The organism is Pirellulaceae bacterium (assembly GCA_029243025.1).
Classification (GTDB): domain Bacteria; phylum Planctomycetota; class Planctomycetia; order Pirellulales; family Pirellulaceae.
The window spans coordinates 137,612-163,446 of the sequence record JAQWSU010000002.1; the positions used below are offsets into that span (position 1 = coordinate 137,612).

At 52.3% G+C, this 25,835-nt stretch carries 15 protein-coding genes; 5 read left to right on the top strand and 10 right to left on the bottom strand.

Annotation, left to right across the window (positions count from 1 at the left end):
• The first annotated feature begins 133 nt into the window (after positions 1-133).
• From P8N76_00725 to P8N76_00735, 3 genes are all read left to right on the top strand, one after another.
• Positions 134-373, top strand: a complete 240-nt coding sequence (locus P8N76_00725; protein ID MDG2380173.1) for an acyl carrier protein — start codon at positions 134-136, stop codon at positions 371-373.
• Between the two features lie 17 nt (positions 374-390).
• Entirely contained in the window at positions 391-1,632 is a 1,242-nt protein-coding gene (gene fabF / locus P8N76_00730; GenBank protein ID MDG2380174.1) for a beta-ketoacyl-ACP synthase II, read from the top strand.
• 253 nt (positions 1,633-1,885) lie between these two features.
• Entirely contained in the window at positions 1,886-2,920 is a 1,035-nt protein-coding gene (locus tag P8N76_00735) for a hypothetical protein (GenBank protein MDG2380175.1), read from the top strand.
• Positions 2,921-3,063: 143 nt separating this feature from the next.
• Here P8N76_00735 and P8N76_00740 read toward each other — a convergent pair whose 3' ends face one another.
• The 7 genes from P8N76_00740 to P8N76_00770 all read right to left on the bottom strand — a co-directional run bounded on the left by P8N76_00740 (position 3,064) and on the right by P8N76_00770 (position 12,435).
• Positions 3,064-4,443, bottom strand: coding sequence for a Gfo/Idh/MocA family oxidoreductase (locus P8N76_00740; protein ID MDG2380176.1), 1,380 nt, complete (start codon positions 4,441-4,443; stop codon positions 3,064-3,066).
• Positions 4,444-4,601: 158 nt separating this feature from the next.
• Positions 4,602-5,420 carry a DUF3050 domain-containing protein gene (locus P8N76_00745; GenBank protein MDG2380177.1) on the bottom strand — a complete coding sequence of 273 codons (819 nt, stop codon included), beginning with the start codon at positions 5,418-5,420 and terminating at the stop codon, positions 4,602-4,604.
• A 151-nt stretch (positions 5,421-5,571) separates the two neighbouring features.
• Positions 5,572-7,326 (bottom strand): cation:proton antiporter, encoded by a 1,755-nt coding sequence (locus P8N76_00750; protein MDG2380178.1) that lies wholly within the window; start codon positions 7,324-7,326, stop codon positions 5,572-5,574.
• A gap of 625 nt (positions 7,327-7,951) precedes the next feature.
• Positions 7,952-8,866 (bottom strand): glycosyltransferase family A protein, encoded by a 915-nt coding sequence (locus tag P8N76_00755; GenBank protein ID MDG2380179.1) that lies wholly within the window; start codon positions 8,864-8,866, stop codon positions 7,952-7,954.
• A gap of 5 nt (positions 8,867-8,871) precedes the next feature.
• Positions 8,872-10,176: a hypothetical protein gene (locus tag P8N76_00760; GenBank protein MDG2380180.1), complete on the bottom strand. Its 1,305-nt coding sequence runs from the start codon at positions 10,174-10,176 to the stop codon at positions 8,872-8,874.
• Positions 10,173-11,369 (bottom strand): glycosyltransferase, encoded by a 1,197-nt coding sequence (locus P8N76_00765; GenBank protein MDG2380181.1) that lies wholly within the window; start codon positions 11,367-11,369, stop codon positions 10,173-10,175. The genes P8N76_00760 and P8N76_00765 overlap by 4 nt, the downstream gene beginning before the upstream one ends.
• Positions 11,370-11,433: 64 nt before the next feature.
• The gene (locus P8N76_00770; GenBank protein ID MDG2380182.1) at positions 11,434-12,435 is read right to left on the bottom strand and encodes a class I SAM-dependent methyltransferase; all 1,002 of its coding nucleotides are present in this window, start codon (positions 12,433-12,435) and stop codon (positions 11,434-11,436) included.
• Between the two features lie 413 nt (positions 12,436-12,848).
• On the opposite strand from P8N76_00770, the gene P8N76_00775 reads away from it, so the two are divergent.
• Positions 12,849-14,273, top strand: coding sequence for an oligosaccharide flippase family protein (locus tag P8N76_00775; protein ID MDG2380183.1), 1,425 nt, complete (start codon positions 12,849-12,851; stop codon positions 14,271-14,273).
• Here the strand turns inward: P8N76_00775 and P8N76_00780 are convergent.
• The 3 genes from P8N76_00780 to P8N76_00790 all read right to left on the bottom strand — a co-directional run bounded on the left by P8N76_00780 (position 14,206) and on the right by P8N76_00790 (position 22,970).
• Positions 14,206-17,613, bottom strand: coding sequence for a S8 family serine peptidase (locus P8N76_00780; GenBank protein MDG2380184.1), 3,408 nt, complete (start codon positions 17,611-17,613; stop codon positions 14,206-14,208). The two genes, P8N76_00775 and P8N76_00780, sit on opposite strands and share 68 nt — an antisense overlap.
• A gap of 322 nt (positions 17,614-17,935) precedes the next feature.
• Positions 17,936-20,638, bottom strand: coding sequence for an O-antigen ligase family protein (locus P8N76_00785; protein MDG2380185.1), 2,703 nt, complete (start codon positions 20,636-20,638; stop codon positions 17,936-17,938).
• 34 nt (positions 20,639-20,672) lie between these two features.
• Positions 20,673-22,970: a polysaccharide biosynthesis tyrosine autokinase gene (locus P8N76_00790; GenBank protein ID MDG2380186.1), complete on the bottom strand. Its 2,298-nt coding sequence runs from the start codon at positions 22,968-22,970 to the stop codon at positions 20,673-20,675.
• Positions 22,971-23,925: 955 nt separating this feature from the next.
• Between P8N76_00790 and larE the strand changes: the two genes are divergently transcribed.
• Positions 23,926-25,626 carry an ATP-dependent sacrificial sulfur transferase LarE gene (gene larE / locus P8N76_00795; protein MDG2380187.1) on the top strand — a complete coding sequence of 567 codons (1,701 nt, stop codon included), beginning with the start codon at positions 23,926-23,928 and terminating at the stop codon, positions 25,624-25,626.
• The last annotated feature ends 209 nt before the right edge of the window (positions 25,627-25,835 follow it).

Consider the following 25,835-nt stretch of genomic DNA (forward strand, 5'->3'; position numbering starts at 1 on the left):
TTGTGTCTTGACCCCCTTTGCAGGAATCCTCTATCTTGTTCTGCTTAAATGGATCAGATTTTTTCGTGTTGATATTTACATTTAAACCTGGGGCGAGTCTGTCCCGAATACACCTATTTAGGAGGGCGCCAAGGTGGCAGATGTTTCTCAACGAGTGATTGACATCGTGGCGGAGCAGTTGGGCGTCGACAAAGAGAAAGTCGCGCCAGAAACTTCGTTCGTCAACGATTTAGGAGCTGATTCGTTGGACACGGTCGAGCTCGTGATGGAGTTGGAAGAAGAGTTTGATACCAATATTCCTGATGATGCGGCTGAGAAGATTCAAACGGTCGGTCAAGCGATCGAGTTTATTGAGAAGGCTCAAGCGTCCTAATCTATTAGGCGGCAATTATGAAACGACGGGTTGTCGTAACCGGGTTGGGCGTGGTTACGTCGCTGAGTTGTCACGTGGACGATCTGTTTGATCGTGTTGTGGCTGGCGAAAGCGGCATTCATGAACTGCGCATTTTCGATACCGAAAAGTTCAAAGTGAGCTTCGCGGGTGATCTTTGGGACTGGAAACCAACGGATTGCATTCCTCCCAAAGAACTCAAGCGAATTGATAGGTTTAGTTCCTTCGCTCTCGTTGCAGGAACGGACGCCGTTCAAAGCTGCGGTATGGACTTCTCAAGCGAAGATCCATTTCGCTGTGGAGTGATTCTTGGGTCCGGTATCGGTGGACTCCAGGAAATTGAGACGCAAGTCGAGCGACTGTTGTTCAAGGGTCCTGATCGCGTGTCAGCGCTGACCATTCCCAAGCTGATGCTCAATGCGGCGGGCGGAAACCTGTCGATCAAATATGGCATGCGAGGTCCCAACTACACCGTGGCCACCGCTTGTGCGAGTGCGACCAACGCCATTGGTGATGCCTTAAAGGCGATCCAGTACGATGACGCTGACGTGATGGTGACTGGCGGCACGGAAGCGGCCATTACCCCCATGGGGATCAGTGGCTTCGCAAACATGAGGGCTCTGTCGGAACGAAATGATGATCCGACCCGAGCGAGCCGCCCATTCGATCTTGATCGTGATGGCTTTGTGCTCAGTGAGGGAGCGGGCATTCTTATCTTTGAAGAGCTGGAGCACGCAAAGGCTCGCGGTGCACATATCTACGCCGAAGTAATTGGCTTCGGGGCGAGTGGCGATGCGGGCCATATTACTAAGCCAGATGAAGCAGGTGTCGGGGCGGCTCGTGCCATGACCTCCGCACTACGAGACGCGTCCTGCACGCCTGGCCAAGTGGATTACATTAACGCCCATGGAACGAGTACGCCTCTGGGAGATAAGGCCGAGACGCGAGCGATCAAGAGCGTCTTTGGTGAGCACGCCAAGGGGGTCAGTATTTCCAGTACAAAGAGCCAGCTAGGCCATTCGCTTGGTGCAAGCGGGGGAATTGAGCTGGTGTTATCCATTAAGGCATTGCAGCGATCGATCGTTCCGCCAACCATTAATCTGGATACGCCTGATCCGGATTGCGACTTGGATTACACGCCTAATCAGCCCAAGGAACGGACGCTCGACGTGGTGATGAGTAATAGCTTTGGCTTTGGTGGCCACAATGCGTCGGTGGTGATTCAGCGATTTAAATCCTGACGTTTTGCGATGATTCTTGAGATTTTCGCCTTCTCTGCCCTACCAAGTATCGGTTTTTGCTGTTTGCCGGGTTGCCAACAGCATTTCTGCTTAACGTTGAAATTGGCGTGCTTTCTCACTTCGATTGTTTTAAAATGACGCCACAGTGAGCCGAGTTAGTTGTGGAGATGAATCTTCCCTGGCTGGGTCGGTGTTGATTCGCGGCGAACCGAAGCTGGCCTCCGATTGCCAGTGTCTTTTGACAGGAAATCTCATGATGCGAAGCGCAGTGTACGTTTTGGCATTTTTCTTCATCTGTTTTTGCGTCTTGCCGCTGTCGGTTCGGGGCCAAAGACGGTCGGGTGGCAGTGGTGCCATCGCTGAGAATCCAATAGCTGCTTTGATCGATGAGAATAACGATGGGGTGCTCTCCGCCCGAGAAGTTCGGCAGGCCGGAAACGCAATCCGGAAACTTGATACGGACGGTGATGGAAAGATCACGGAAGAAGAGCTTGAACTAGCCGGTGGCGGATCTTCGAAAGACGATGGTGGCGATGAGGATGATCAAGACGAAGATGATCGTTCGAGGCCGTCGCGGACACAAAGACGCACCGCTCCCGCGCGTGGCGGTCGAGATTCGTCGGATGATTCTGAAGCGGATCTGCTGAAGAAGGATTTCGAGGACGCAATCAATCAAGCTGCCGCTTTCTACAAAAAGAAGGAATATCGTGACGCGGGCGAGGCAGTCGAAGATGCGATCGTTGCCATGGAGGATTTGCAAGAGGAAGGTCAGTTGGCAACCGTCACCGGGTCAGTGAAACGACTGGTAAAGGCTCACGAATTGTTGGTCGAGAAGGGTGTCGACTTGCCAAAACTACCAAACTTCGGGCCACCCAAAAAACGAGGTGAGAATGGACGAGCTAATTCGGCAACGGCCAGTCGGTCGTCGAGGGGCGATGAGTCCGAGGAGGAGTCCAGTGCCACCGCACCTCAGGGGATAAGCTTTACAAAACAGATTGCACCGATCTTGGTGAAACGATGTCGCAGTTGTCACATCGACAAACAGGAAGCTGAGCTCAGTTTGAAATCGTATGCAAGTTTATTGGATGGTTCAGAATCAGGAGCGGTAATCGAAAGCGGTGATGCCAGTCGCAGTATTCTGGTCGACCTGGTGCAGGAAGGTGAGATGCCACCCAAGGGAAGTCCGGTGCCTGATGCTGAAATTCAGCTGTTGGCGGAATGGGTTGATGAGGGTGCAAAATTTGATGGCAATGATGAAGGTGCTCCGATTAAACGCCCCCGCAAGTGATCGTGAGCGATAAGACGCAGCAAGCAGCCGGGACGTAGCAAGCAGCCGGGACGCGAGTGGGGACTTTACCTGGCGCAGATTCGATCGCCATCGATCCAATTGACCGCCGTTCATTTCCCCTTTTGGCCTCGTCTGACGCTACCTCAGGCTTCGATTTCGAATCCTTGGCGATTCTCTCTTGCCACGAAGCTCTGGGCTTGGTCATCTCCGATCACTTGTTCCGACTTGGGATTCCAGCGGATATCCCGGTTTAGACGAGCAGCAATGCCCGCAAGGTGGCAGGTAGAGAGAGCACGGTGGTGACTGTCGACGTCGGAAATCGGATCTTGTCGACTTACGGTGGCCTCGAAGAAGTTGCGGAAATGGTCGACTAAAGAGCGGTTCTTATAAACGGCCTCAAGCGCTCCGTCCGGGAGTGGGTTCGAAGTAAGTTCGTCAACGGCTTTGCCGCTCAGTCGCCCGCGATTGACGAACATCCGGCCTTGGGTCCCTTCAAATAGAATTCCATTGCCTTGATCATGACGGATTTCAATTTCCTTTCCATCCGCAAACGTGGCGTTGATCAAAAAGGCCGTTGCCGTGTTGTATTGACTGTCATCGGTGGGATACCCGTCCTTGAACTCAACCGGATGTTTGATCATTTTGGGAGCGATCAAAGAGGGGCCGGTTTCTGTCTTGTCGAGGCCCCAGGTAGCAATGTCGACATGGTGGGCACCCCAGTCGGTGAGTTTGCCGCCAGAATACTCGTACCACCAACGAAACTCGTAGTGGGCACGAGACCAACTTTGCGTTTCTCCATTGTTGCCGGCCAAATATCGGAAAGGCACTTTAGGAGCCGGCCCAAGCCACAGGTTCCAGTCGAGATTGTTGGGAGCGGCGACTGCTGGAATCGCGGGACTTGTTGGCGCGCCGCCGATGCTACATGTCGCTCGTTTTACCGCTCCAATGCGACCATCCCGAATCAACGCGATCGCTTTAATAAAGTTCCGTTCGCTGCGCTGCTGGGTGCCGACTTGTACGACCCTGCTCGTTTGCCGGCAAACATCGCTCATCTGCCGACCTTCCTGAATCGTGAGCGTCATCGGTTTTTCGCAATACACATCTTTGCCAGCCAACATTGCCTCGATCGCGATCTTTGCGTGCCAGTGATCTGGTGTCGAGATATGAATCACGTCAATCTTGTCGTCATCAATGATGGCACGGTAATCCGCAAATGTCTTCGATTTGACCCCCGTCCAGTCCTTGACGATTTGACTGGCCCGATCGCAACGAAGTTGATCGGCGTCGCAGACAGATACGTAGTCGCCATAGGTCCGAACACTCGGTGCCGATCCATGAGGCCCATCAATACCTGTCGCCTTTTGGTACCAGCGACTGCCCGTCCCAATCGCGCCGATGCGAGGTCGGTCGTTAGCACTTACAAAGCCGTGGGCGCGGCTTCCACGACTTGCCAGGATGGCCGCGCCTGCCCAGCCCAATGAACTCTTCAGAAACTGACGACGATGGTTTTGGGGAAACGTCATGAAACTAACCTGCTCGACGGGGCAAAATGAAATTCGCGACAAGCTCAAATTCTTCTGAAGAGCCACCAGGAAATTGCGGCTCCGTATGGGGCAAAGTTAACCCTTCAGCTCGGATTTGCTCACATGCCTAGATGATAACCCATTGCGCCGACGCGTGGCTAGATTTTCGGAAGTGGTCCGGGGCTTTCCGAGCTGGGACTTTTTGACTTCAAGGTGACGCTGAAGCCATCCCAGAGAGCAATTCTGGCCTCCAAGGAGCTTAGAGCTGCTTGCTCGACTCGCTGCCACTTTTTTTCGTCGTGTCCGCAAAGTGACGAGAGCATTTGCTTCGCCATTGGACCGTGGTTGTCGCCATCTAACTCGACGTGCCGATGAAGGTAATATCGGAAGGCAGTTAAAGAGTCCTCTTGATCCCGACTCAATTCGTCAACAATTCGTTGAAATAATCTCGGAAGCAGTTCTTCGCGGCCGTAAGTGAACGCGCCAGCAAGAGCGATCGAGTCGTCGCTGTCGATGATAGTGAAAGAGGACAACACAAACTCCCTCGCCGGCCCAGGAACCAGCGGATCAAAGAGGGCTTGCTTTACCGAAACACCGTTTTGTAGTCGAGAGATGAAATGCCCAATGCACGAGGTATCAGCACCGGCGTGTTGCATCGCTTGGCAGTACTGATCGAAGTGGCTTGCGAAGTTTCCCGCTGAGTCAATGTCGCTTTCCTCGGCCAGCACAATCTCATTGACAAGCCGGCAAGCAAGTCGGTTTTTGGGCGGCAACCAGGGTACGGTGTTGCAACAGATTTTTGTTTGGAGTGCCTTCAGCAAAGACATGAAATCCCAGACTGCGAAGACATGATGTTCCATGAAGGCTTGAAGCTGGCGTACGGACCCAATCTGGGTGTAAATTTCGTGTTCCAGCAGTCGGGAACGAAGCGGGGTGAGTCTGGCCTCGAGGTCGGCTAAGGGCGAGAGTTGTGTCATCGTGAAGTAAGCGATTATGGGGTGACAGATAAGAGTCTCTACTAAATTTTAGTCAATAATCGTCGAATTGTTAGCCGGTGCTCCTCGGGATTCTTGCAATTCGGCCGGCGAACACCTGATGGGGGTCTGGCAAGTTCGTTACGCCAAAAGATTACTGTTCGCGATTCAGCAGGCGAAGCAGGTCCCTCCGCCTTACGACTCCAATGTAGAGATGCGGACTTTGGTTTGTTGTGACTGGAACACAGTCGTCTCGACCCTCACTGAGCAAATGCCAGGCCTCACCGAGAGTCTGTTTCTGCCTGAGAACCTTTTTCGCGTTGACTGCCAAATCTTCCGCGGTGACCAGGGTTTTCATATAGGGATCAAACAGGATGTCGCGGATATCGGGATAACGAATAATACCGATCAGTTCATTTTTATCAGTGACGACAGGATAGGTATTGTCGTGGCTGTGTTCGATATGATCTAGGACTTCATCAAACGGCGCACTCGCGAGTACAGGTTTCACGTTGCGTCGGGTCACGCGACTGACGTCGAGCTGATTTGCAGAGCTGGTGCGGAGTGGATTGATCCCAAACGATTGCATGAGCTGGAAGGCCATGCCGCGCAACTGATCCAGTGGCGAACTTGTGGTGTGTAAAATCGCAGATGCAACAGGGATTTCACCCGCCCGCAGCACGGCCATTCTGACAAGGATTGGGCCGGCAATTTCGAAAAAGACAACCGTGCCCAGGATGATGTCTTGGAGGTGATTTCCCAGTTCAGGGTCTCGCTCGACAGCAATCCCTGAAAGTGCGATGGCCGCACCGGCCTGAGAAAGCAAGGCCGCTCCCAGCCAGCGTTTTACCTGAGGCCCATCTCGATGGGCGTCCGCTGCGAAAAATGTACCGAAGTATTTGCCAACGCAACGCAAGGCAATGTAGGCCACGCCCGTTGCGCCTGCCGCCCACAAGGTGCCAAGATCCATCGCCGCACCGTGGATGACGAAAAAGACGACGCAAAGTAATCCCGTGAGTCGGTCCAAGGCTTCGCTGATCTCGTCTGCCATGTCGGATGTTGAAGCAACGGTCGTTCCCATCGTGAGAAATGTTAATAGATATGGCACTGTCAAGATTTCACATACTGCCATCAGAGGCGCGATGATCGCAGTTAACAAGACGAGCCAACGCGTCGAAGGAATGATGCCGCAGAAATAGCTGACGATGAGACCCGCAATCATGCCGAGTGACGTTGCGATGGCGAGATCACGGGTTAACTCGAGGTATTCGGTGGCAATGGAAACATCAGCACCTCGCGTCGCATGGACAACCACGAAAAGTAATTCGAAAACAATAATCGAAGTGAGGTTGTTGAGGGCAACAAGACCCGTCGTAAACTCGGTGAGTGGTCCTTCGGTTCGGTTTTCCTTCAGAACGAGTACGGTGGTTGCTGGAGCCGTCGCAAGAGCCAAGGCACCGAAGAGTATCGCCAATTGCCAGTTGAGCCACGAGTTTGGGTCGAAGAGACCGAGTAGTAGCATCCCCGTCGATACCAGCAGGAAGGTGGCGCCCAGCTCTCCAATGGACATTGGCAGTAAGCGTTTGATGATCCTTCGAGACCGTGACAAGGAAAAGTGGCAACCCATATTGAAGAGCACCAACGCGATCGCAAAATTCCCGACGGGTTCGAGATAATGCAAATGTTCGATCGGAACGTGATAGCCCGCCAGCGAAACGGTGTAGCCGAAAACGGCTGCAAGCCACTCGAATATTGCGAGCAGTGGTGTGTGGGGTCCGAGTGCCAATCCGATAAGCAGATAGGCGGTGACACTTGGCAGATGCAACTTTCTCGCTGCGAGTCCGGCGAGTAACGCGGCCCCGAGAAGTAATCCTACGGTTAAGGCAAGATACCAGTCTGGATGGGCCAAGATGACGGTTGTCCTGTCGCAAGATTCAACGAGGGTAGCGGTCCAAGTTCGAACCGCTTTTCTTCAACGTAAATAAAATACGGTTTGTCCTGCTGCCGAGCTTACGATGCCTGATCAATTAAGGTCGGGCTTCCCCGACGGCTAAAGAGAGCGGCAGGCTCTGGCCGATTGGCGATTTTGTAGCAAAGGAGGATGTAAAATACCAGAGCGGCAGTAGGTCGTTGATCCGTAAATTGACGGTTTTTTACTGGCCGCAGGCCGCGCCGGTCCTCGAAACTCCGGCTGTCGTGGCAACTGTTGGAAATAGCCCAGGAAACGAACTGCCCTAATTATCGACGCTGGGTTGCTCTGTGGACGATCGGATTATCAATATTCATGAACATCTATTGGGTTAGGAGCTTCTGCCTCGTGAACAGCAATCGGTTGGGGGTGACGCTAGCGTTTCGGTGCGAAAGCGATTGGTGTCAAGGCCGAGGGCGGTTAAGAGTCCGTTCGTAGTAACCAGTTTGGAAGAATGTGTCAGTCGGAATGTTTTATCTGGAAATGTCCCCCACTTCTTCGTTTTTCGATTTTGGTGAAGAGGTCACCTGAGGTTCATGTTTCTTATTGCACGCGCAGTTGTTAATCAGATGGGCGAATCGCTTTTTCTTGCGACTTCCGTAGCCGTGAGTCCCGGTATCTTGGTGTTAAGGATTCGTCGGATGGATTCATCGAATCGCTGTTGGTCCTGATGATTGAGAGCCTGATTACGTGTAGCTACCAAGTGATTAACCATGCCAGTCTGGCTCGCACAGAAATAGGCGATTTGCTTCAGATGGCTTTTTGCGATTTCTTGTTGTGTGTGACGCCAACCAACGCTCGCCGGTCCATGTTGTCTCAAGATTTTTCGTTTGGTGATGTGAGTTAATCGTGTTCTTGTATAGGTGCCCCCGGTTGCCTCGCGTGCATAGTAGAGCGGGTCTGGGATGCGTTTGATTTTCAAGGAGTGGTAGGTGTGAGCCCGATTCCAAAGTTCAAAGTCTTGGGCACGCGGAAGTGTTGCGTCGTAGCGGTGTTTCTGAAACCATTCGGTACGAGCTACGACCGAGGCATGAACAGGGGTTTGTCCGGCAATCAGTCCAGCACTGGTGATTTGCAGGTCCTGGCAGCAACGCTTACCGGTGGCTCGTGTATCCGTATCGATGCTCAATATGCCGGTATCAACTAAATCAATTGTCTGATTATTTTGCAGCATGGCAATCTGTTTGGCGATACGTGTCGGATGCATCAAATCATCAGCGTCCATCCGGGCGATATATTTTCCGTTTGCAAGGTCGACAACTTGATTCAAACGTTTTGCGAGACCTTGATTCGTGTGGTCGGAAATCACCCTCACTCGATTATCGGTCACCGATTGAGCAATTGAGAGGGACGAGTCTCGCGAACCATCGTCAATGAGGATCAATTCCCAGTTCGTGTAGCTTTGCGCAAAGACGGAACGAATTGCATCGGGCAGGGTGTCTTGGTTGTTATAAAACGGTAATCCGATGGTCAGCGTCATAGGGGTCACGCAAAGCAAGTGTCGGGATGGGTGATAACGGTGTCAGTGGATTCGTTTGGAGCTTCGATAAACAGCCAGGAAAAATAGATGCAAACAAGCCACATAAGTCCGAAGTTTAAAAGCAACGAGGGTAAGTGATAAGCGCAGAGGAAAACGGGGCCGATTCTTAGTGGCATGGAAACAGTGGGATGAGTGACCTCAGTGCGGGACAGCCAACCAATGACGAGTCCATAGACAAATACGCCTAGCAGGCAATATCTCGTGCCAATATTTAAGATAAGTTCTTCCAGCATTCCTACTCCGAATCCCCAGTTGAGCCATTCCGGTGATTCGTTCACGATGAAACCCGTGAAATACATCGCGGTCGAACGACCTTTGAATGGGGCTAATTGGCGAGGTACGAAATAAAGGGTGGAGTAGAGATATCCCGACAGTGTTCGTGGTAGAACGTCCGTACCGACGGGAGGTGAAACCTCACTTACTGTTGCGATTACGCCCGCACGCGAGAAGTCGTTGTGAATGATTTCCACAAGTAAGTTGTCATTACGAAGCGTCTGTCCTGCGTAGCTGCCCCGAAAAATCGGCAGGATGACTGCTGCGAAAACAATGCAACCAGTCGCGAGTGCGACCGCTTTCCAGATGCTGATGCGGCGAAAGAAGCTTAAGGCGGCCAAAATGGTTGGAAACAAAATGAGTGTTCGTTGGCTGCAAATAATCGAGGCACAAATGGCGGCAAAAGCGAGGTAAAGAGTGAACATCCGCCCCTTGGGAGTACGAGCATCTTCGGTGGCAGCGTAAAAGGCCAGAATGTACATGGGCAGAGAGAGTAAAACCACCAGCGGACCGAGGTTCGCTCCCACCTGCGACCGCATCAGCCAGATTTCTCCGCCATCGATCAGGTAAGTTAGACCGTACCAAGCCGGCATTGCCGTGGTAATGCAGGCGAGTACGTAAAAGCTGAGACGGCGTCGTGCTTCCAACCAAGGGCGTTCCAACGCATCGGAAAAACGGGTTGATTTTGCAGGCCCAGCTAACTTGGTACCCGCTAGCAGAATCCATGGAGCGACGGACAACATGGAAATTACAAACCATTGAGTCTCTCGAGGCGCGTCGAGGATCGAACGGAAGTAGGGTACTTCATAATCAAATCCGAGCAATTCGACTGCGATCCCAAAGTCGTAGTACAGGACAAATGAAATGGTTCCCGCAATCGCAGGTGCGGGGAGAATCCCACGACGTAACGCCGACCATGCCGGTGCGGCGGCAATCAAGTGGGATGTTGCCATGAGTATTAAAAGACAGTAGATCACGTCGATAGCAGTTCCATCGAGGGAGCGAAATCGGTTTCTGGGGTGTCTTCATGAAGACGCCCTCTCTCGTAGAACTCTTTGAGTTGTGCGAAATTAGTCGCAATATTGAAATTGCTTGCAGCCACTTGTTGGTAGGCCGCTTGCCGAGGGACCGTCATCGGTCGCTTGCGAATTTCAGCAATTGCTTCAGCCCAGGCGGCAGGACCTGCCGCCAATGGGAGCCGTGTGATGAGTTTTGGCACCACCGTAGCCTCTTCCGGAACTGATGACGAAGCAATACAAGGAAGTCCAGCTGCCTGCGCTTCCACGAGAGCAAGCCCCAGTCCCTCATGGTGGGATGGAAAGACAAACGTATCGACACTGCCGAGCAATCTTGCAACGTCCGATCGAACTCCAACAAATCGTACTTGCTGTTTGATCGCTAATTGTGAAACCTTCGCTTCTATTTGCGGACGAAGCTCACCGTCTCCGATTAAAACCAGCACGTAAGTTGGATCGCGCCGAATGAGTTTTTCCATTGTGTCCAATAGATGACTGTGGTTCTTTACTTGGACGAACCTCCCCGTGTGCCCCACCACAAAAGCCGAATCCGGGATTCTTAATTCTCGTCGCACGGCTTGGCGATCAACTGATTGCTGGAAAGGAGTGAGATCAATCCCGCAGTGAATGGTTTGCCAGGGGACTCCCTGGTTGGGGCTGCTATTGAGCGTGATTTGGGCCGCGCGGCTGGCCGCAATCCGATGCGTTGCATGGCGTGCAATCCACTGCTGCATGCTGGATTCATACACGCCGCGAAGTACGGGCCGACGTTTTCCTGGATGGTGAGTCGTCACGTGGTGGCTGTGGGCCACACGCATCGGAACGCCTGCATGGTGCGCCAGTTTTAAGGTCAAACCACTGAAAAACGAAACGTGGCTGTGGACGACCTGATAAGGACCATGTTGCCGTAATAAACTACGGAATGTTTTGGCGTATCGCCAGGGTGAACGCGGAGAGACACATCGCAACAGATTCGCGCCACAATCTTTAAGCACCTCGTCGTAATGTCCCGGCTCGTGACTATGGACCAGGAAGTCCATTGGCAGCTGAAGGCGATCACATTGCTTCAGTAAATTGACCAGCCACGATTCCGAACCGCCGCAGCCGGTTCCTCCGATAACATGTAACACTCGGATTGGGGCGTTCGCTTGCATCGAAATCAGGCACCCGCAGGATGAGAACCAACGGGTAATCTGCCAAGGTGATTGAATTGGAGAATTACGAGTCCGGACTGCTTGCGCGTTGCCAAACGGAACAGAAATTAGCACCGTCGCGCGGGAATTGATTCGCTAATCGCTCGGCTTCTTTTCGCCAACGCTCGGGTAGGTTGCGTTCGTAAAAGGCTCCCATGAAACTGTACGACTGACTCCAATGGAGTCGCCAGTTATTCGCTAACTGACGTTCCATTTGCTCGAGATCAAAACCACGACCTGCCATTGCTTCCGCACGGGAATGGGCGACGTGGAGGTCGACGATTCGTGAAACCACCTTCGGGGAGGGTTCGCGTTTCAGCATGCCAGTGGCGCAAGCAGCAGTGGCTGCTGCTTGCGACGGTGTGCGACGTATCCCTGCCTTTCGGCTCAAAAAGCCAAAGTATGCTGAAGGGGACAACCAACGTCGCCGGCGGTGTTGGCTGACAAACCGATCGTAGGATGAGCTGCAGCTCTCGTTCTTGTAAAAGCGACTCGAAGGTTCGTGGCCAGCCAACCAAAAGGCGTTGCTGCTTAACTTGCTTTGGAGTCTCATTAACGTTTGCTGGGGCGAAGGCAGGTGATGTAACACCGAGTTTGTGGTCAGAATATTGAAATGACCCTCACCTGCGGGCAGCTCATCAAGAGATGTAATGAAATGAGCCGCGGGGTAACGTGGTAAAATCCGACTGCGACAACAATCGAGCATTTCGGGTGACAGGTCATAACACCACAGCTCGACAATTCCATCCGGCTTGAGATGGTTCAAGAGTTGCTCCGCTTCGAATCCGGTACCACAGCCAAAGTCGAGAATCCGCCAGGCAACGCCCGGTGATTGCTCGCGGAGGCGCGCGATCATCTGCTTCCAGATCGGAGGGAGTTGACATTTGATCTCTGCGTGCTCGCGATCATACGTCAGCACTTCCGATTTGTGGTACCAGCGATTAAGTGCTTCAACGACCTCTGCGGTCGGGACTTGAGGGCTGAATGGCTCGAGTAGGGTTTCGGCGTTGGTTAGGCTAGCAATCATAGCTGCTGATATGGACCTCAAAATGGGCCGGGGGGATTTGCGATCGGATTCTGTCCCGTCGATTCGCACTTTGTGGTGGCTTCTATCAGAAGGCTCAAGTGGGGTCAATATTCGTCCTAGGATCAAACAGGTGACAAAGCCCGTTGCCGATGATTTGACATTGATCTCGGATGCTCTGGTTTCTACGATTTGCCTCTCTTTAAACTTCAAACGCAGCACTTTTCGGCAAAGACAGATGAAACTGATGATCTCGATGCAGACCCGTTCGGTGCATCGAAGCTGATTGTCCGATGAGCCTTTCTCGCGATGGAGCCGCTGAAGATCTGGGTGGCAGACCATTAACAGGCGGTGGCTGATCGAACGATTGATTGACACTGAGCTAAATGGCAAAACGTCGACTTCGAAAAGATTGAATGGTTCACACGAAAAACAATCCTTTTACGACCCTTACGAACGCGACTTACGGGTTCTTGCCGACTCTGTCGCGAGATCTGGGCTCGCGGCGTCTTGGGCTGAGGAAAAACTTTATCTGGACCGCGCTGGGGAATCTCTCGGCGGGAGGAACCCAGGTACTCATTCTATGTTTGATTGCCCAAAATATTTCGAAGGATGCGGTGGGGCAATATGCCTTGGCATTGGCGATTATTAACCCGTTGTTAGCATTTTTGAGTTTGCAATTGCGTTCGATGCTAGCCAGTCAGTCGGATCAGGAATGCGATGTTCAGATTTGCATTTCGCTACGACTGGCTACCAATGCGATCGCCGCTTTGATTGTTTTGGCAATTATCTTCTCGGGCAAAACTGAATCACTGGCATCGATCGTACTCGCACTGACCGTGTTGAAACTGTTCGTTGCGATAAGCGATGTCTTTTATGGCCAGATGCAACGCCGGGAACGAATGGACTTCATCGCTAAGAGCCAACTCGTGAGTGGTTTCTTGCAGATTGCGTCTTTTGCTGCTGTAAGCTATCTAACGGGTAGTCTTTTGGTCGCATGTTGTGCAATGGCCGTTGCACCGATGTTGACTCTTTGGCTCTATGATTTACCCGTGTCCCGAGCTCTTGAAGTGGGACACGGCGTTGGAGTATCGGGAAGTCTTTTGCCACGCTGGGATTTCGCGACGATGACACATCTAGCCTGGGTCACTTTACCTTTGGGGTTGGTGACGGGCGTGGTGGCTCTGACCGCGAGTATTCCGCGCTATTACTTGGGACATTATTGGGAGATCGGCGCTGTGGGGGTGTTCGCCGCGCTCGCCTGTCCGGGGTTGGTGCTGCAGCAGTCGATGCTGTCCTTGTCCCAAGCCGCCCTGCCCCGCTTTGGTCATTGTTTCGTCAATGCTGATGGTGCTGGGTGTCGGCGTCTGCTGTGGCGAGTACTGATTGTCAATGCGGTTTTTGGAGTGTTAGGTGTCTTGGCTGGATTGCTGATTGGTCGCCAAATACTCCAACTTTTGTACACCGAAGAGTTCGCACAGTATGATCAACCGCTGGTCTGGATGATGGTTTCTTTCGCTCTCAACTGCATGGGGTCAATCGGTTCGGTTTTGATGGCCGCCAAACGGTTTCGGACCCAATTTGTTATTAGTTTGATCACTCTAGTCACGACAGTGGGTTTGGGGGTGATGTTGATTCCACGATACGGTTTGACAGGAGCGGCCTTGACGTTAGTGGTGGTGTCATCGATTCGCTTGGCGGTGATTTTCTTGGCCGTGTCGTTTGTGATTCGAGAGATGGAATTACCAGATAACGACACGGTAAATCGTGGCGTTAGGGAGTCCAGTCCTGGTCATCCTCAAGCAGCCAGTCGACCACATCGAATCCAATGGCAGAAATGATTTGGTCGTCGCTTCTCACCAGTTGTAATAGATTGGCGGTCGAAATATCTTGCGAGTCTATTTCGGCACTCGCGCTGCGATAGAAATCATCTCGAGCGATGAGTCTGGCCAAACTGCGATGGAGATCGCTCGATTCCGACGCTAATTGAAAATCGAAGTTGGCCGATCGCGACCGGTAAGCGATGGCAAGAAACCCCTTTTCCGACTGGGTGTCGGCAAATACGCGATCGGTTTTCTGCCCTGACAGAAACGCTCGGTCTCGTCCACCATGATCAGAATGGACTTGTAGTAAATTAAATCCGATTGCGGCGTTGCGATAGGAAGACCCAGTGAGGATGCCGGAGTTAGCGGAACCGATGAAGACGTCGTCGTTCACCGAATCGTACAAGCGAGCTTCGTCAAATCCACCCTGGTTACTGTCTGCAAAAACCAGCTCAAAGCCTTCGACATAGTTGTCGAATTCAGGACCCTTGATCACGGAGTACTCGGGTAGACCGTCGAATTGATCATCTCCGGTTGATCCGTATAAGCGAGCTTCGTCCAGGCCACCTTGATGACTGTAAGCTCGGACTCGATTGAAACCCTCCGCATAGTTGTCGAAGCCATTTCCTGTGAAAACCGCATATCTGGGGAGTCCGTGGAAAGTGTCGTTTCCATCGGAGTCGAGGAAACGGGCAACGTCGATACCACCTTGGTTGCTGTAGGCACGGACCAAAGCAAAGCCTTCGGCGTAATTGTCGAAATCGACGCCCTTCATCACTCCATAGCGGGGGAGAGCTGTGAATTCATCGTTGGCTGCTGAATCGTAGAGTCGTGCGATGTCGTGACCACCGGATTGCGAATAAGCTCGGACTTGGTCGAACCCGCGTGCGTAGTTGCGGAAATTATGTCCCTCGATCAGGCTGTATTCGGGGAGTGCGAATAGCGTGTCGTCAAAGGGCGAGTCGTAAAGTCTTGCGTGATCCATGCCGCCAAAAATCGCATGAACCTTCACGCTTTCAAACGCTTCGACGTAACGACTCTCCTTGGGTGTGGTGAGGAGACTGTAGTTGGGAAGACCATGGTAGGTATCGTCCGCGTGCGAATCGTAAAGAACTGCCGTATCATGACCGCCTTGGTGCGAATAGGCACGAACCTTTCGGAAGCCCTCGACATAGTTACGGAAGTTTTGCCCCGCCAGCAGGCTATAGGATGTTTGACCTGTGAAGGTATCGTCGTCGCTTGAATCAAATAGTCTCGCCCGATCGAGTCCCCCTTTTATCGAGTAGGCTTGTACTGAGGAAAATCCCTCGACGTAGTTGAAGAAAGTGGGGCCGCTGAGGACGCTATAGTGGGGCAGGCCTGTGAATTGATCGTCCGCAATTGAGTCATAAAGGTAGGCTGTATCGTTTCCATCGCCAGCATAGATGTATTGTTTTTCAAAGTCGACGCTCTGTATTCTGAGATTGCTTCCTCTGACTTGCAGGGTGCTCGGTGTCACTGTCACTGACTCATTTTGGTCGCTTAGATAAATCCGCAAAACGTCATTGCCCTGCTCCCCATGGAACTGGACGCTGGATTGTTCGTGTTTGGAAAGGTCAAACGTCAGCCCATTTACCGAAAACGAAGCTTGAGGTCCCAGCGTGGCAAAAAAGTTGTCGTCTTGGCTCGTTCCAAAAATATTCAGCTCGTTGCCTTCGATTGAGACGATGTTTGCTAGGGTGATTCGAGTCGGGCTTGTTGACTCAAAATAAAAGCTGTCGCCGGCGTCGACGTCCAGATCGAGTCGATGTTGGACTGATGCAAAGGGTTGGTTGGATGTTACTTGATCCATATCTTGAAATAGATTCAATCTGTTTGGTGGGCTCGTGTCCGCGCTGACCGAAATGGCCAAAATCCCGGCTCGCTCCGTGGTGAATTCGTAGATCGCACCGCCGGTCGTGGTGATCTCGCTGAAGCCGATGGCCCCCAACTCAATTGTCGGTGGCTGCAAGGAGGCGGTGAACGAATATTCTCCCACGCCGGAATCACTGCCGATTCCGATGGTGTACCGTTGATGAGCTCGTACCTCGATGTCGATGACCTTTCCATTTTCGGCGGAAAGGCTGTCCGTATACCAACGAGGTGCAAGCTGAGAAGCCTGGTCGATTTGGAGACGAATCGTGCCTGATTGGGCCGGTGAAAAAGAAAAGTAGTCGACGTCAGTCGGAATTTCGATGTTCCCTGTTACCGAATGGCTGCTGCCAATCTGGCCAAGTGCATGGGCCGTGTTCGCTGCCGAGCCATAATCGTCGATCGGAGCGATTGACTCCAAGGCCGCTTGGAGGTCAACATGACTGTAGAACCGATCGGTACGTTCGTCGAATGTTTGTTGAGCTGTGCCTTGCAGGATTTGGTGAATGGTTTCCACCGAGACGTCGGTGGCTCCCGTTCGTTCCAAAGCCTCACGAATCAGAATGCTGGCGCCCGAGACGAAAGGGGTCGCCATGCTCGTGCCAGATGCGGTGAAAAAATCGTCTGTGATTCCGTTGAAATCATAGAGGTAATCAGGGGCCGTGCTTGTGATGTTCTCGCCGGGCGCAACGAGGACACGATCACTTCTGCGGCTGAAATTACTCAATTCACCCTTGGAGTCATGGCTGGCAACCGCAACGACATGAGGGCTGGTGGCTGGATAGCTTAAGCCGACAACAGGGCGTGTGCGAAATCCATTTCCCGCAGCAACTGCCACGAAAATGCCTTGTTCGTGCAGTTCACTGAATTCGTTCTCTAGGACGGCCCATTGGGGGACTTCTTCTCCCTGCCATTTCGTTCCCAATGAGAGGTTGACGGTTGTGATCGGGTGCTCGAAATTTTGCCGGTTGTCAATCACCCAGCGGAGCGCATTCTCAATCCACTCGAAGCTGCCTTCCCCTTGGTCATTGAAGACCCGCAAGGCGACTAAGTCGACTTCCGGAGCAACCCCAGGATGATCTGTGTCAGCGCTTGCCAGGATGCCTGCGATGTGAGTGCCGTGCAGACCGGCTGGCGCATCGTCGAAAGGGTCGGCGTCATTCTCATCGGTGAAATCCCAACCGCCCACGACACGATGGCCCGTACCAAATCCGCCTCCAAGTGCCTGGTGATCGTAAGCAATTCCACTGTCGATGATAGCGACGGTCTGTCCGTGGCCGCTTAGTCCGAGCGCGTGGGCGTAGGCAACTCCTGCAACCTGATGACCAGCTAAAATGGATGTCTCGTCGCTAACGCTTGTCTGGATCGCCGGCATCTCTGTAGTTGGGTGCGCCAACACCAAGCGAGGCTCGCATGGTTCAACTTGTAAGCTGCGATAGATGTGGAGTCGGGAATCAAAGTGACCCATGAACGGACTCACGTGCGATGGAAAATCAGGGTGTTAGTCGTGGTTGGCATACGTTCGATTCGATCGCGTCGATAGATCACAAACGCGACGACGTGGCGAGTGCCACACAGTACCCTAGGTTACGATCAAACGTGCTTTTTTGGGCAGGACTAAGATGTTGCGGCAATGCATCGCCAGAGTGTCATTTGGCCGCTGTGTCGCCGAAAAACCACCTCGAATTAGCGCTGTTGTTGCCTGGGAACAACATGGGTGGTCGAGAAAGAACGCTGATTCTCAATTGAATCGTGAATCGGCTGTTCCGTTGCCGTGCTCCAAGATGAGGCTAGCGCATTTGATTGTCGATTTGCGCCAATCGTATCTTGACCGTAGGGTCGTTGGGTTTTCTTCGTGCGCACCAACGAAACTGCTGACGTGCCTGCTGGTAATCGCCCGCCTGTTGGAGTCGGGAACCCAAAAGAAAGTTCAATTGATAGTCACCAGGGTCGGCCTCTAACGCTTTTCGTGTAGCATCAATGGCTTGGGGGATCTGTTGTAGATAACTGTGTACTTCCTGGCAACGATACCAGAGGCGAGCAGCTTCCGGACCGGAATACTGACCGGCAAGCATGCCGAGTTGCTCGGAATAATGCTTGCCGGCAATTCGTGCTTCGTCCAACAGGTCCGCGAAACGGTAATAATTAAACAGCCTTTCCAGACCATCGTGGTCCGGTTGAAAAACGGTAATAAATGCTTCCGGATGGACCTGGAGTGCTAACGATTCGATGATCACGGCCTGAATGGCGGGACCTCGACAAAATGCCTGTTGGAGAAACTTTGCGCCCCCTTGCATGTCACCCGCTTGAATGGCGTCATATCCAGCCATGTAAAGCACATCGCCGTCGTGTGGTCGAACTGCAAGTGCCTGGCTGATTAATGCGTTTCGCATTGGGTTGTGTCCTGAAAGAAAAGCCAAGTCGCACAAATGCAGATAGGCTTTGCCCTGCAGGGGCGAAAGTCGGATTGCTTGCAAGGCGTGATTCCTCGCCAAACTCAAATAAGTAAGGTGCTTGCCCGTTGCAACAGTTAGCCATTCGTGCTGTGCTGCAAGCGAGGGAAAATTAGAATTGATGGCAGCCTCACGAATACTCCAAAGACTCATGGGATTTTCGCTGAGCCGTTGGCAACGATCAAAACGTCGCAGGTAGTTGGTCGACAGACGAAGGTGGGCGCGAGCGTCATTGGGGTCATGCCGAAGGGTTGCTATTAAATAACGCTCCATCCGGGTCAGCGACTCCTGATCGTGATGGCCGAACGAGTCCATTTCCCGACGATTGATTTGTGCTTGTGTTTCAACGTCGCGGTCGGTCGTCAGTGATATTTTAAGATAACTTTCCCATGCCGTTGCTGCGAAGGCAGGTCGTTGAAGCGTCGGTAGACTGAGACATGCCACAAAAACAATGGCGATGACGCAAGCGAACGAATGGAAACGGCAAAGCGAAATATCGGACGTATCATTTGCAGCCGGTTGGCTAAGTTGGAACAAACGACCGGCCGCAGCCATGCATAGTACCGTACAAGACATGCATGCTGGGATGTACCAAACAAAATCGACAAACGAGTGAACAATGCTCGCGATCCAAATTGCCAAAAGGACGCCGCTGAGCGTGGTTATCTGTTGAGATGTCGACCGTCGTAAAGAGCTGACCAACCAATAGCCGGTTAACAGGATCAGTGCGGCGACGAGCAAGAAGCCTGGTATGCCGGCTTCCAGCAGAACTTGCAGGTAACCATTTTCAGCGTGCGTGTAACCGAATTCGGTCCATTCGGTCATGTAGACGGGGTAAATATTTTGGTGGCTCCCAACCCCCGAACCCCACCAAGCGAAGTCAGGAACCGCATCAGCAACGGCAGTCCAAATGCGACGGCGAGCGCCGGAAGGGTCGATCTGATCGAGCGAACCGGCTGTGATGGTGCCTAGTCGGGCAAGAAGACGTTGGCGACCATGAATCAAGATCGCGACACTGATGGTAGAGAGCAGTCCGATACCGTAGAACAATGTTTTCCGGTTGATCTGCCGCGTGGTTGTTAGCATGACCAGGCAAGTGCAGGCCACCAAGAGGATAATCAATATTCCTCCGCGCGAAAAACACTGCAGACCCGCAAAGGCGACGGTGACCAGCCCCAAACTCAAGAACATTGGCGTGTGCGGTGAAAATCGCTTTTGTTCCACCGCTGTCTGAAAATGAAACTTCTGAGACTTTTCACGTTGAGCGGCCGCCGTCAGCCAACCGATCAGAGGTGCCATCCCAATTGCGAGGAAGTGCGCGTAGTGGTTTTGGTTTGCAAACGGGCCTTTGACGGTGTGAAGAGTGTTTCTTGATGGATGTTCATAGATCCACAGGAACTTTCCATTTCCCAGCAAGTACTGCAGAAGTCCTAGAACAGCCATTGAGATGGCGGCTAACGCAATCCATTTCAGCAGACGTTCGATATCGGTCAGTGAACGGAGACGCTGATAGGTGACCATGAAGAGAACACTGTAGGCAACGAGAAGGCAGAGGCCGCGTCGTGTTCGCTCGGGAGAGAGGGAGACCGTTTGCCACGTTCCCAGGCTTGCTGCGCTGGCGTTCCACATGGGTAATAATTCGGTTTGTGTGGGGGACATCACCTGAAGCGCGTTGGGTGGCAGAGGAAACAACTGGAGCACAATTAAAACTATCGCCAAAAGGAAGATAAGTTCGGCGCCGGACCAGGACCACTTGGCCGTCTTATCAAAACTTTTGGCGGCGAACCAACTGACAGCGGTTATCCAAACGATTGTGGTCAGCACGAGCTTTCCCAGTGGATGTCGGCCGCCCATGAATAACGGGGCGATAAAGAGTGCCGCCAACAGACCCGCATCGTTAAGACGCAGGAACGCTGCCTGGAAGAGTTGATGAAGGTGGCGTTGGGGTGCAAGGCGCGTGGATCGAGATTTAGCCGGCAGTCGCCGTCTGAGTCGCCATTGAGAAACGGAAGCAAGCACCCGAGTTCGTACTGTGTTCATGAGATTGATCCTTGCGGATTCCAAGGGATCTTCTTCACGCAGCTCGGTTGTTTTCGGTCCAAGTCCGTACGGTTGGGGCGTGCGGTTCGGAGGCGTCTTTCGTCTCCGTTAAATTATCGTGATATCCATGCCCATAGCCCTGGCCGTACCCATAGGTGTATCCGTAGTCAGTATCGGTTGCACTCGAGATCCGATTAATCACCACACCAAGGATGTTCAAGTTGGCGGAACGGATTTCGTCGACGGCCCTGTGTACGAGTCGACGATGGTTCTTAGACGGATGAACGACAAGCACAAGCCCGTTCGTCAAACGTGTCACAATCGAGGCGTCGCTGGCGGCCAGAATGGGCGGTGTATCAATAAGCACTTGGTCGTAATGATCACAGGCCCAGGATACGAATTCCGAAAACCGGGAGGTTCCTAGTAGGCCGCTTGGATCGGCTGGTAAAGTACCCGCGGGTAAGATATGAAGCCCGTCGAGTGATGTTTGTTGAATATGCCGCTGACTGAGATCGTTAACGTCTTCGCTCAATCGCAGTACATCCGACAGTCCTCCCTTGCCACGGAAACTAAACAGTCGTGTGAGTCCCGGACGGCGCATGTCACCGTCGATCAACAATGTCCGTTTACCCGCCTGTGCGGAAGCGACACCCAAGTTGGAGAGGACGGTGGTTTTTCCATCACCTGGTTCCGAACTACTGATTGCGACGCACTCACCGCCCTGGTCCGAGAATGCGAGCGTCGACCGTAGGGTGCGGAACGATTCGCTCTCGACCGCGTTCGGTGCAGTGTGCACCTGTAACGATTCTAGTCCTGTCGCGTCGGACATCGGTAACTGTCTGACAATTGCCAGAATGGAGACATCAAGTTGGTCTCGAAGTTCATCGGCTGACCGGAAGCGATCATCCAAAACGTCGAGTACATAAGCCAAGCCGATGCCGAATCCAAGACCACCGATCAAGACGGTGGAGCAGACGGTGAGTAAGCGAGGAGAAACAGGACTGTCTTTTGCCTTGGGTTCACTCACCACTGCTACGCGAACTTCGGCTTGATCCTGACGGATGTCTAAATTGGCTATTCGATTTCGCAGCGTATCGTGTAACTCTCGTAGCATTTTTAAATCGTGTTCAATGATTGCGACGCGGGCCACACGGCCATTAACTTCGACAGCCTGATGTTGCGCAATTGAGAATTCAGATTCCAAGTTCTTCTCGTGGGCGATTGCGGTCGAAAGTTTGCCTTTGGCACTTGAAAGCAACATCGCACCTAAATTGCGATTTTGCATCGCGTCCAACTTTCTCGCTTTATCAGCACTGTACCGCGCCAAATATTCCTCGTTTTGTCCAACGATGGTTTGAAGTTCCACCAGGTCCGGGTGCGCGCTGCCGTAGAAGTCGCGTATTGCCATTAAGCGGGCGCGGTCTTTGTTCAATTCTCGCTGCAAATTCTTGACGACTTCCTCATCTTTCGCGCTCAAGCCCAACATACTTAAAACTAAGTCGCGACCTCCTGCGTCTTCCATGGATAGCATGAACTGTCGTAGATCTCGGCCCTGGTCAATCGCTTCTTGAATGGCGATCACTGAAGCTTCCAACCGCATTCGGTCTTTTTTGACTTCTAATAAGGCTTCATTTATCTTCACTACGTTATGGACGAGCGGATGAGTGATCGTTGAACCATCACGAAAACCAAGGTCACCAATCTCGCGTTTGGCTCTCAGTAACAGTTGCTCTTTTGCCGCTAACTGTTTTGCGACATCTGATCGACCTTTATCCAGGATCGTTACAATCTCGGTTGCCACATCTCGTTGATTGTCATCAATAAAGTCCAGATAAGATTGCACGATCGCGTTCAGGACGCTTACTGCAGCTTGGTTGTCACGTGACAAATACCGGACTTCAATGAAGTTGGTTGATCGGATTGCATTCGCAGCGAGGTTCGCTCGAAGTGTTTCGACCCATTTCTCACGCGGTAAATCGTAAACGTCAGCCTGGTCCGTCGGGGAAAGTAACGCGATCTGTTCGGCTGCACGATCTAGTACCACACTGCTGTAAAGTAAGCGCTCGTAGGTGGGCAGCATGCCACGGCGATAGCTGTCTGTCCCAGGTAATGCATCTTCGTTTCCCTGGTACATCAACATCAAAGACATGCTGGCCGCATGCCTTCTTGACGCAGTCGCGTAATACAAACCTCCCAGGAGACAGGCGGCAAGCAGTGAGACAATCACGTTCATCTTGCGATGACGAATTGTTCGCAACAATCGCATCGCCGCATGCACAAGATGAGTCTGTGAATTGGAGTTATGCGGTAGGACTTGTTTTCGTTCGTTCATTTTCTACTGTTCAAAGCATCACGAACTGACGTTCGCCATATCGCTGAAATTCCCTTATTCAGCAGAAGTTCATGTTCGACGGCTACACCGGGTGGAGATCTTTATCGCCTTCACCCTGCTAGTACAACCCCAACTGAACTGAATGAGCGTTGCTGCTAGCGGATTGCTTATTCGTTAGATAGCAACTCATCTGATCACCGTAAGTCGTTCAATGGCAGTTTGCTCTTCCCAATTTGTGATGTGGTATCTGCGTGCTGTTGAGGACCGTTGAAAGAAACGGTCGCATGAATATTTCTTTCCTCAAAATTTACGATTGTCGTTAGATGCACTGCTGTAGTGTCTCAAGCAGAATCAACAGAAGGCTTTTCAGGAAAAAACCTAACCTGAAAAGTGAAGGTGGTGTCACAGGCGAACGTTTTGGGTGAGTAGTCACGATCACAGAGGCGTGGGCCCCCTTTCATGGATGGTTGAAAGGCGTTGGCCGAGTCGTGACGAGATCAATGGGAGGGTAGGGAATGTCTTTTACGCCACTTTTATGCGCGTGTGGGGAAAAGTATGTCTTGAAGGCCGAAGCAGACCTCTGTCGTGAAAGAAAATGTCCTGATTGTGGACAACCGTTAAATTCAGCTGCATTCTCGAATTCCCAAGACGCTGATCGAGTTGCCCACGTTGCAACCAGGGAACGAATTCAATTTCGTTGTCCCAAATGCAAGAAAAAATTGCAGGCTCCCCGGAAGGCGATGGGAAAAACCATTGAATGCCCGGGCTGTTCGACGAAGCTTGCGATTCCTGGCAATAGTCACGCAACTCCGAAGATGCCTGCGCCATCGAATGATTACTGAATGAAGCCGAAGCGGATGCCAGTGCACGCTGTGTGCAACGGATTCGATGTGAGTTTTGCCAGCATGAACTACAAGAGCAGAAACAAATTTGCCCTCAGTGTCGCCGACGGAACGTGGCGAACGCTGCGGCAAAACTGACGAGTAAAAAGCTGAGACGTACCGGGCAGGTGGCGCTTGGTGTCGGTATTTCAGTAGTTTACTACCATTTGATACTCTCCTTCACGAATCTGCTTCTCCTCTTTGCAGGAGTACTATTCAATCTGCCATCGTTGCTCGCGATTACTGTTTGGGCTCAGGGTATTCTGTTGCTGTCGTCACCGATCGGGATGCTTATCTGTGCGTTCGCTCCAGTTCCGGTCAGTAGAAGGCTGGTGGTTCTTGCGCTGGTCGCGCAGATCGTTGCCGTAGTTTTCCACTTGGAGCCGATCGAGGATCCTAGGCTTGGAGTACTCGCCTCCCTGGTTGTGCAGAATCTGGCAGGTTTGCTCGGGCTTGGTAGTTACATGCTGTTTGTCGAATATCTGGGGCTGGTAGGGGCAAAAAATTTAGGTGTAGCATCTTCAATTCAGCAGATACGAAATCGAACCATTTTTTCAGTCTTTTTCCCGATTGCAATCAATCTCGGGCTGGTTGTCGTCGCACTCCTCTCGGTGGCGTTTGGGGGGATATTTTTTGTTGTCGTGATGTCAATTCTAGTTTTGATTTATTTGGGTGTTTGGCTGTTGTGGCTGAAGGAGTATTTGGAGTTGCTAAGCTATCTCAAACGCAATTGTTGGGCTGAGAAAGAATTGGCTCGCAACAGACTGACTCGAAAACGTGTGCTGGGGCGATTCGCGGGCCCCGTTTGGGAGGAACCGTTTTGCGGAAACCGTTCGTTACTCGGCTTATCTCCGGTGGATGGCATGCGAGGCACGATGTTGATTGACGGTTCTGTTGGTTCTAGCATCGTCTCCCGGCAATCTCTGGCGTATAATCTCAGCATGACGAATCTCGATGACAAACGCGATCGTTTACTGAAGCAACTGCGATCCTATGGTAGTTGTGCCGTGGCTTTTTCTGCCGGTGTCGATAGTACGGTGGTGGCCAAGGCGGCTTGTCTGGCATTGGGCGATCAGGCGGTTGCGGCAACAGCTCAAAGTCCGAGTTTAGCCCAAGGAGAGCTCGATGAGGCCAAGCGTTTGGCTGACTTGATTGGCATTCGGCATTTGGTAATCAAGACCCAAGAAATGGCAAATCCAAGTTATCAAGCCAATGATTTTGACCGCTGTTATCACTGCAAGACCGAACTGTATTTTCAACTGGAAGGAATGGCCGATCGGCTTGGGGTCAAGGTGATCGCGAACGGTGCGAATCTCGATGATAAGGTGGACCACCGTCCTGGTATGCGAGCAGCACGCGAGCATCAGGTGCGAAGTCCGTTGATGGACGTCGGACTGACCAAGACGGACGTCCGCGAGCTGGCCGCTGAATGGCAGCTACCGGTCTGGAACAAGCCCGCGATGCCTTGTCTGTCCAGTCGAATTGCTTATGGCGAGGAAGTTACTAGCGAACGATTACGAATGATCGATGATGCCGAACGATGGCTTCGCGGCAAAGGTTTTTCCGAACTGCGAGTGCGCTATCATCGCGGTGATCTGGCTCGCATCGAAGTGCCTGCTGGTCAGTTATCGCGTCTATGCGAGTCACCTCTCCATACCGAGTTGGTGGTCGAGTTTCAACGTTTGGGATTTCGGTTCGTAACGATCGATCTTCAGGGTTTTCAATCAGGAAGCATGAATGTGCTTGTTCCGCTTGAACGCGTGGAAATATCTTAAGGCGATACCTGATCCGCGACGCGCAATAAAAAAGCGTCTCCTCCACCGCAATGCCGTGGCGATGCGTTTTGTGAGAGCCCGTTTGCCAAACAAGGGGGGGACGGTAGCTCTGGGATTCGCGATCCGCGCGAAGCGGCTTGACGAATGGCCAGAACGACAATGGTTAAGTCCCCATTCGGGCTGTTTATCGGCTCCCCAGTAAATGACAT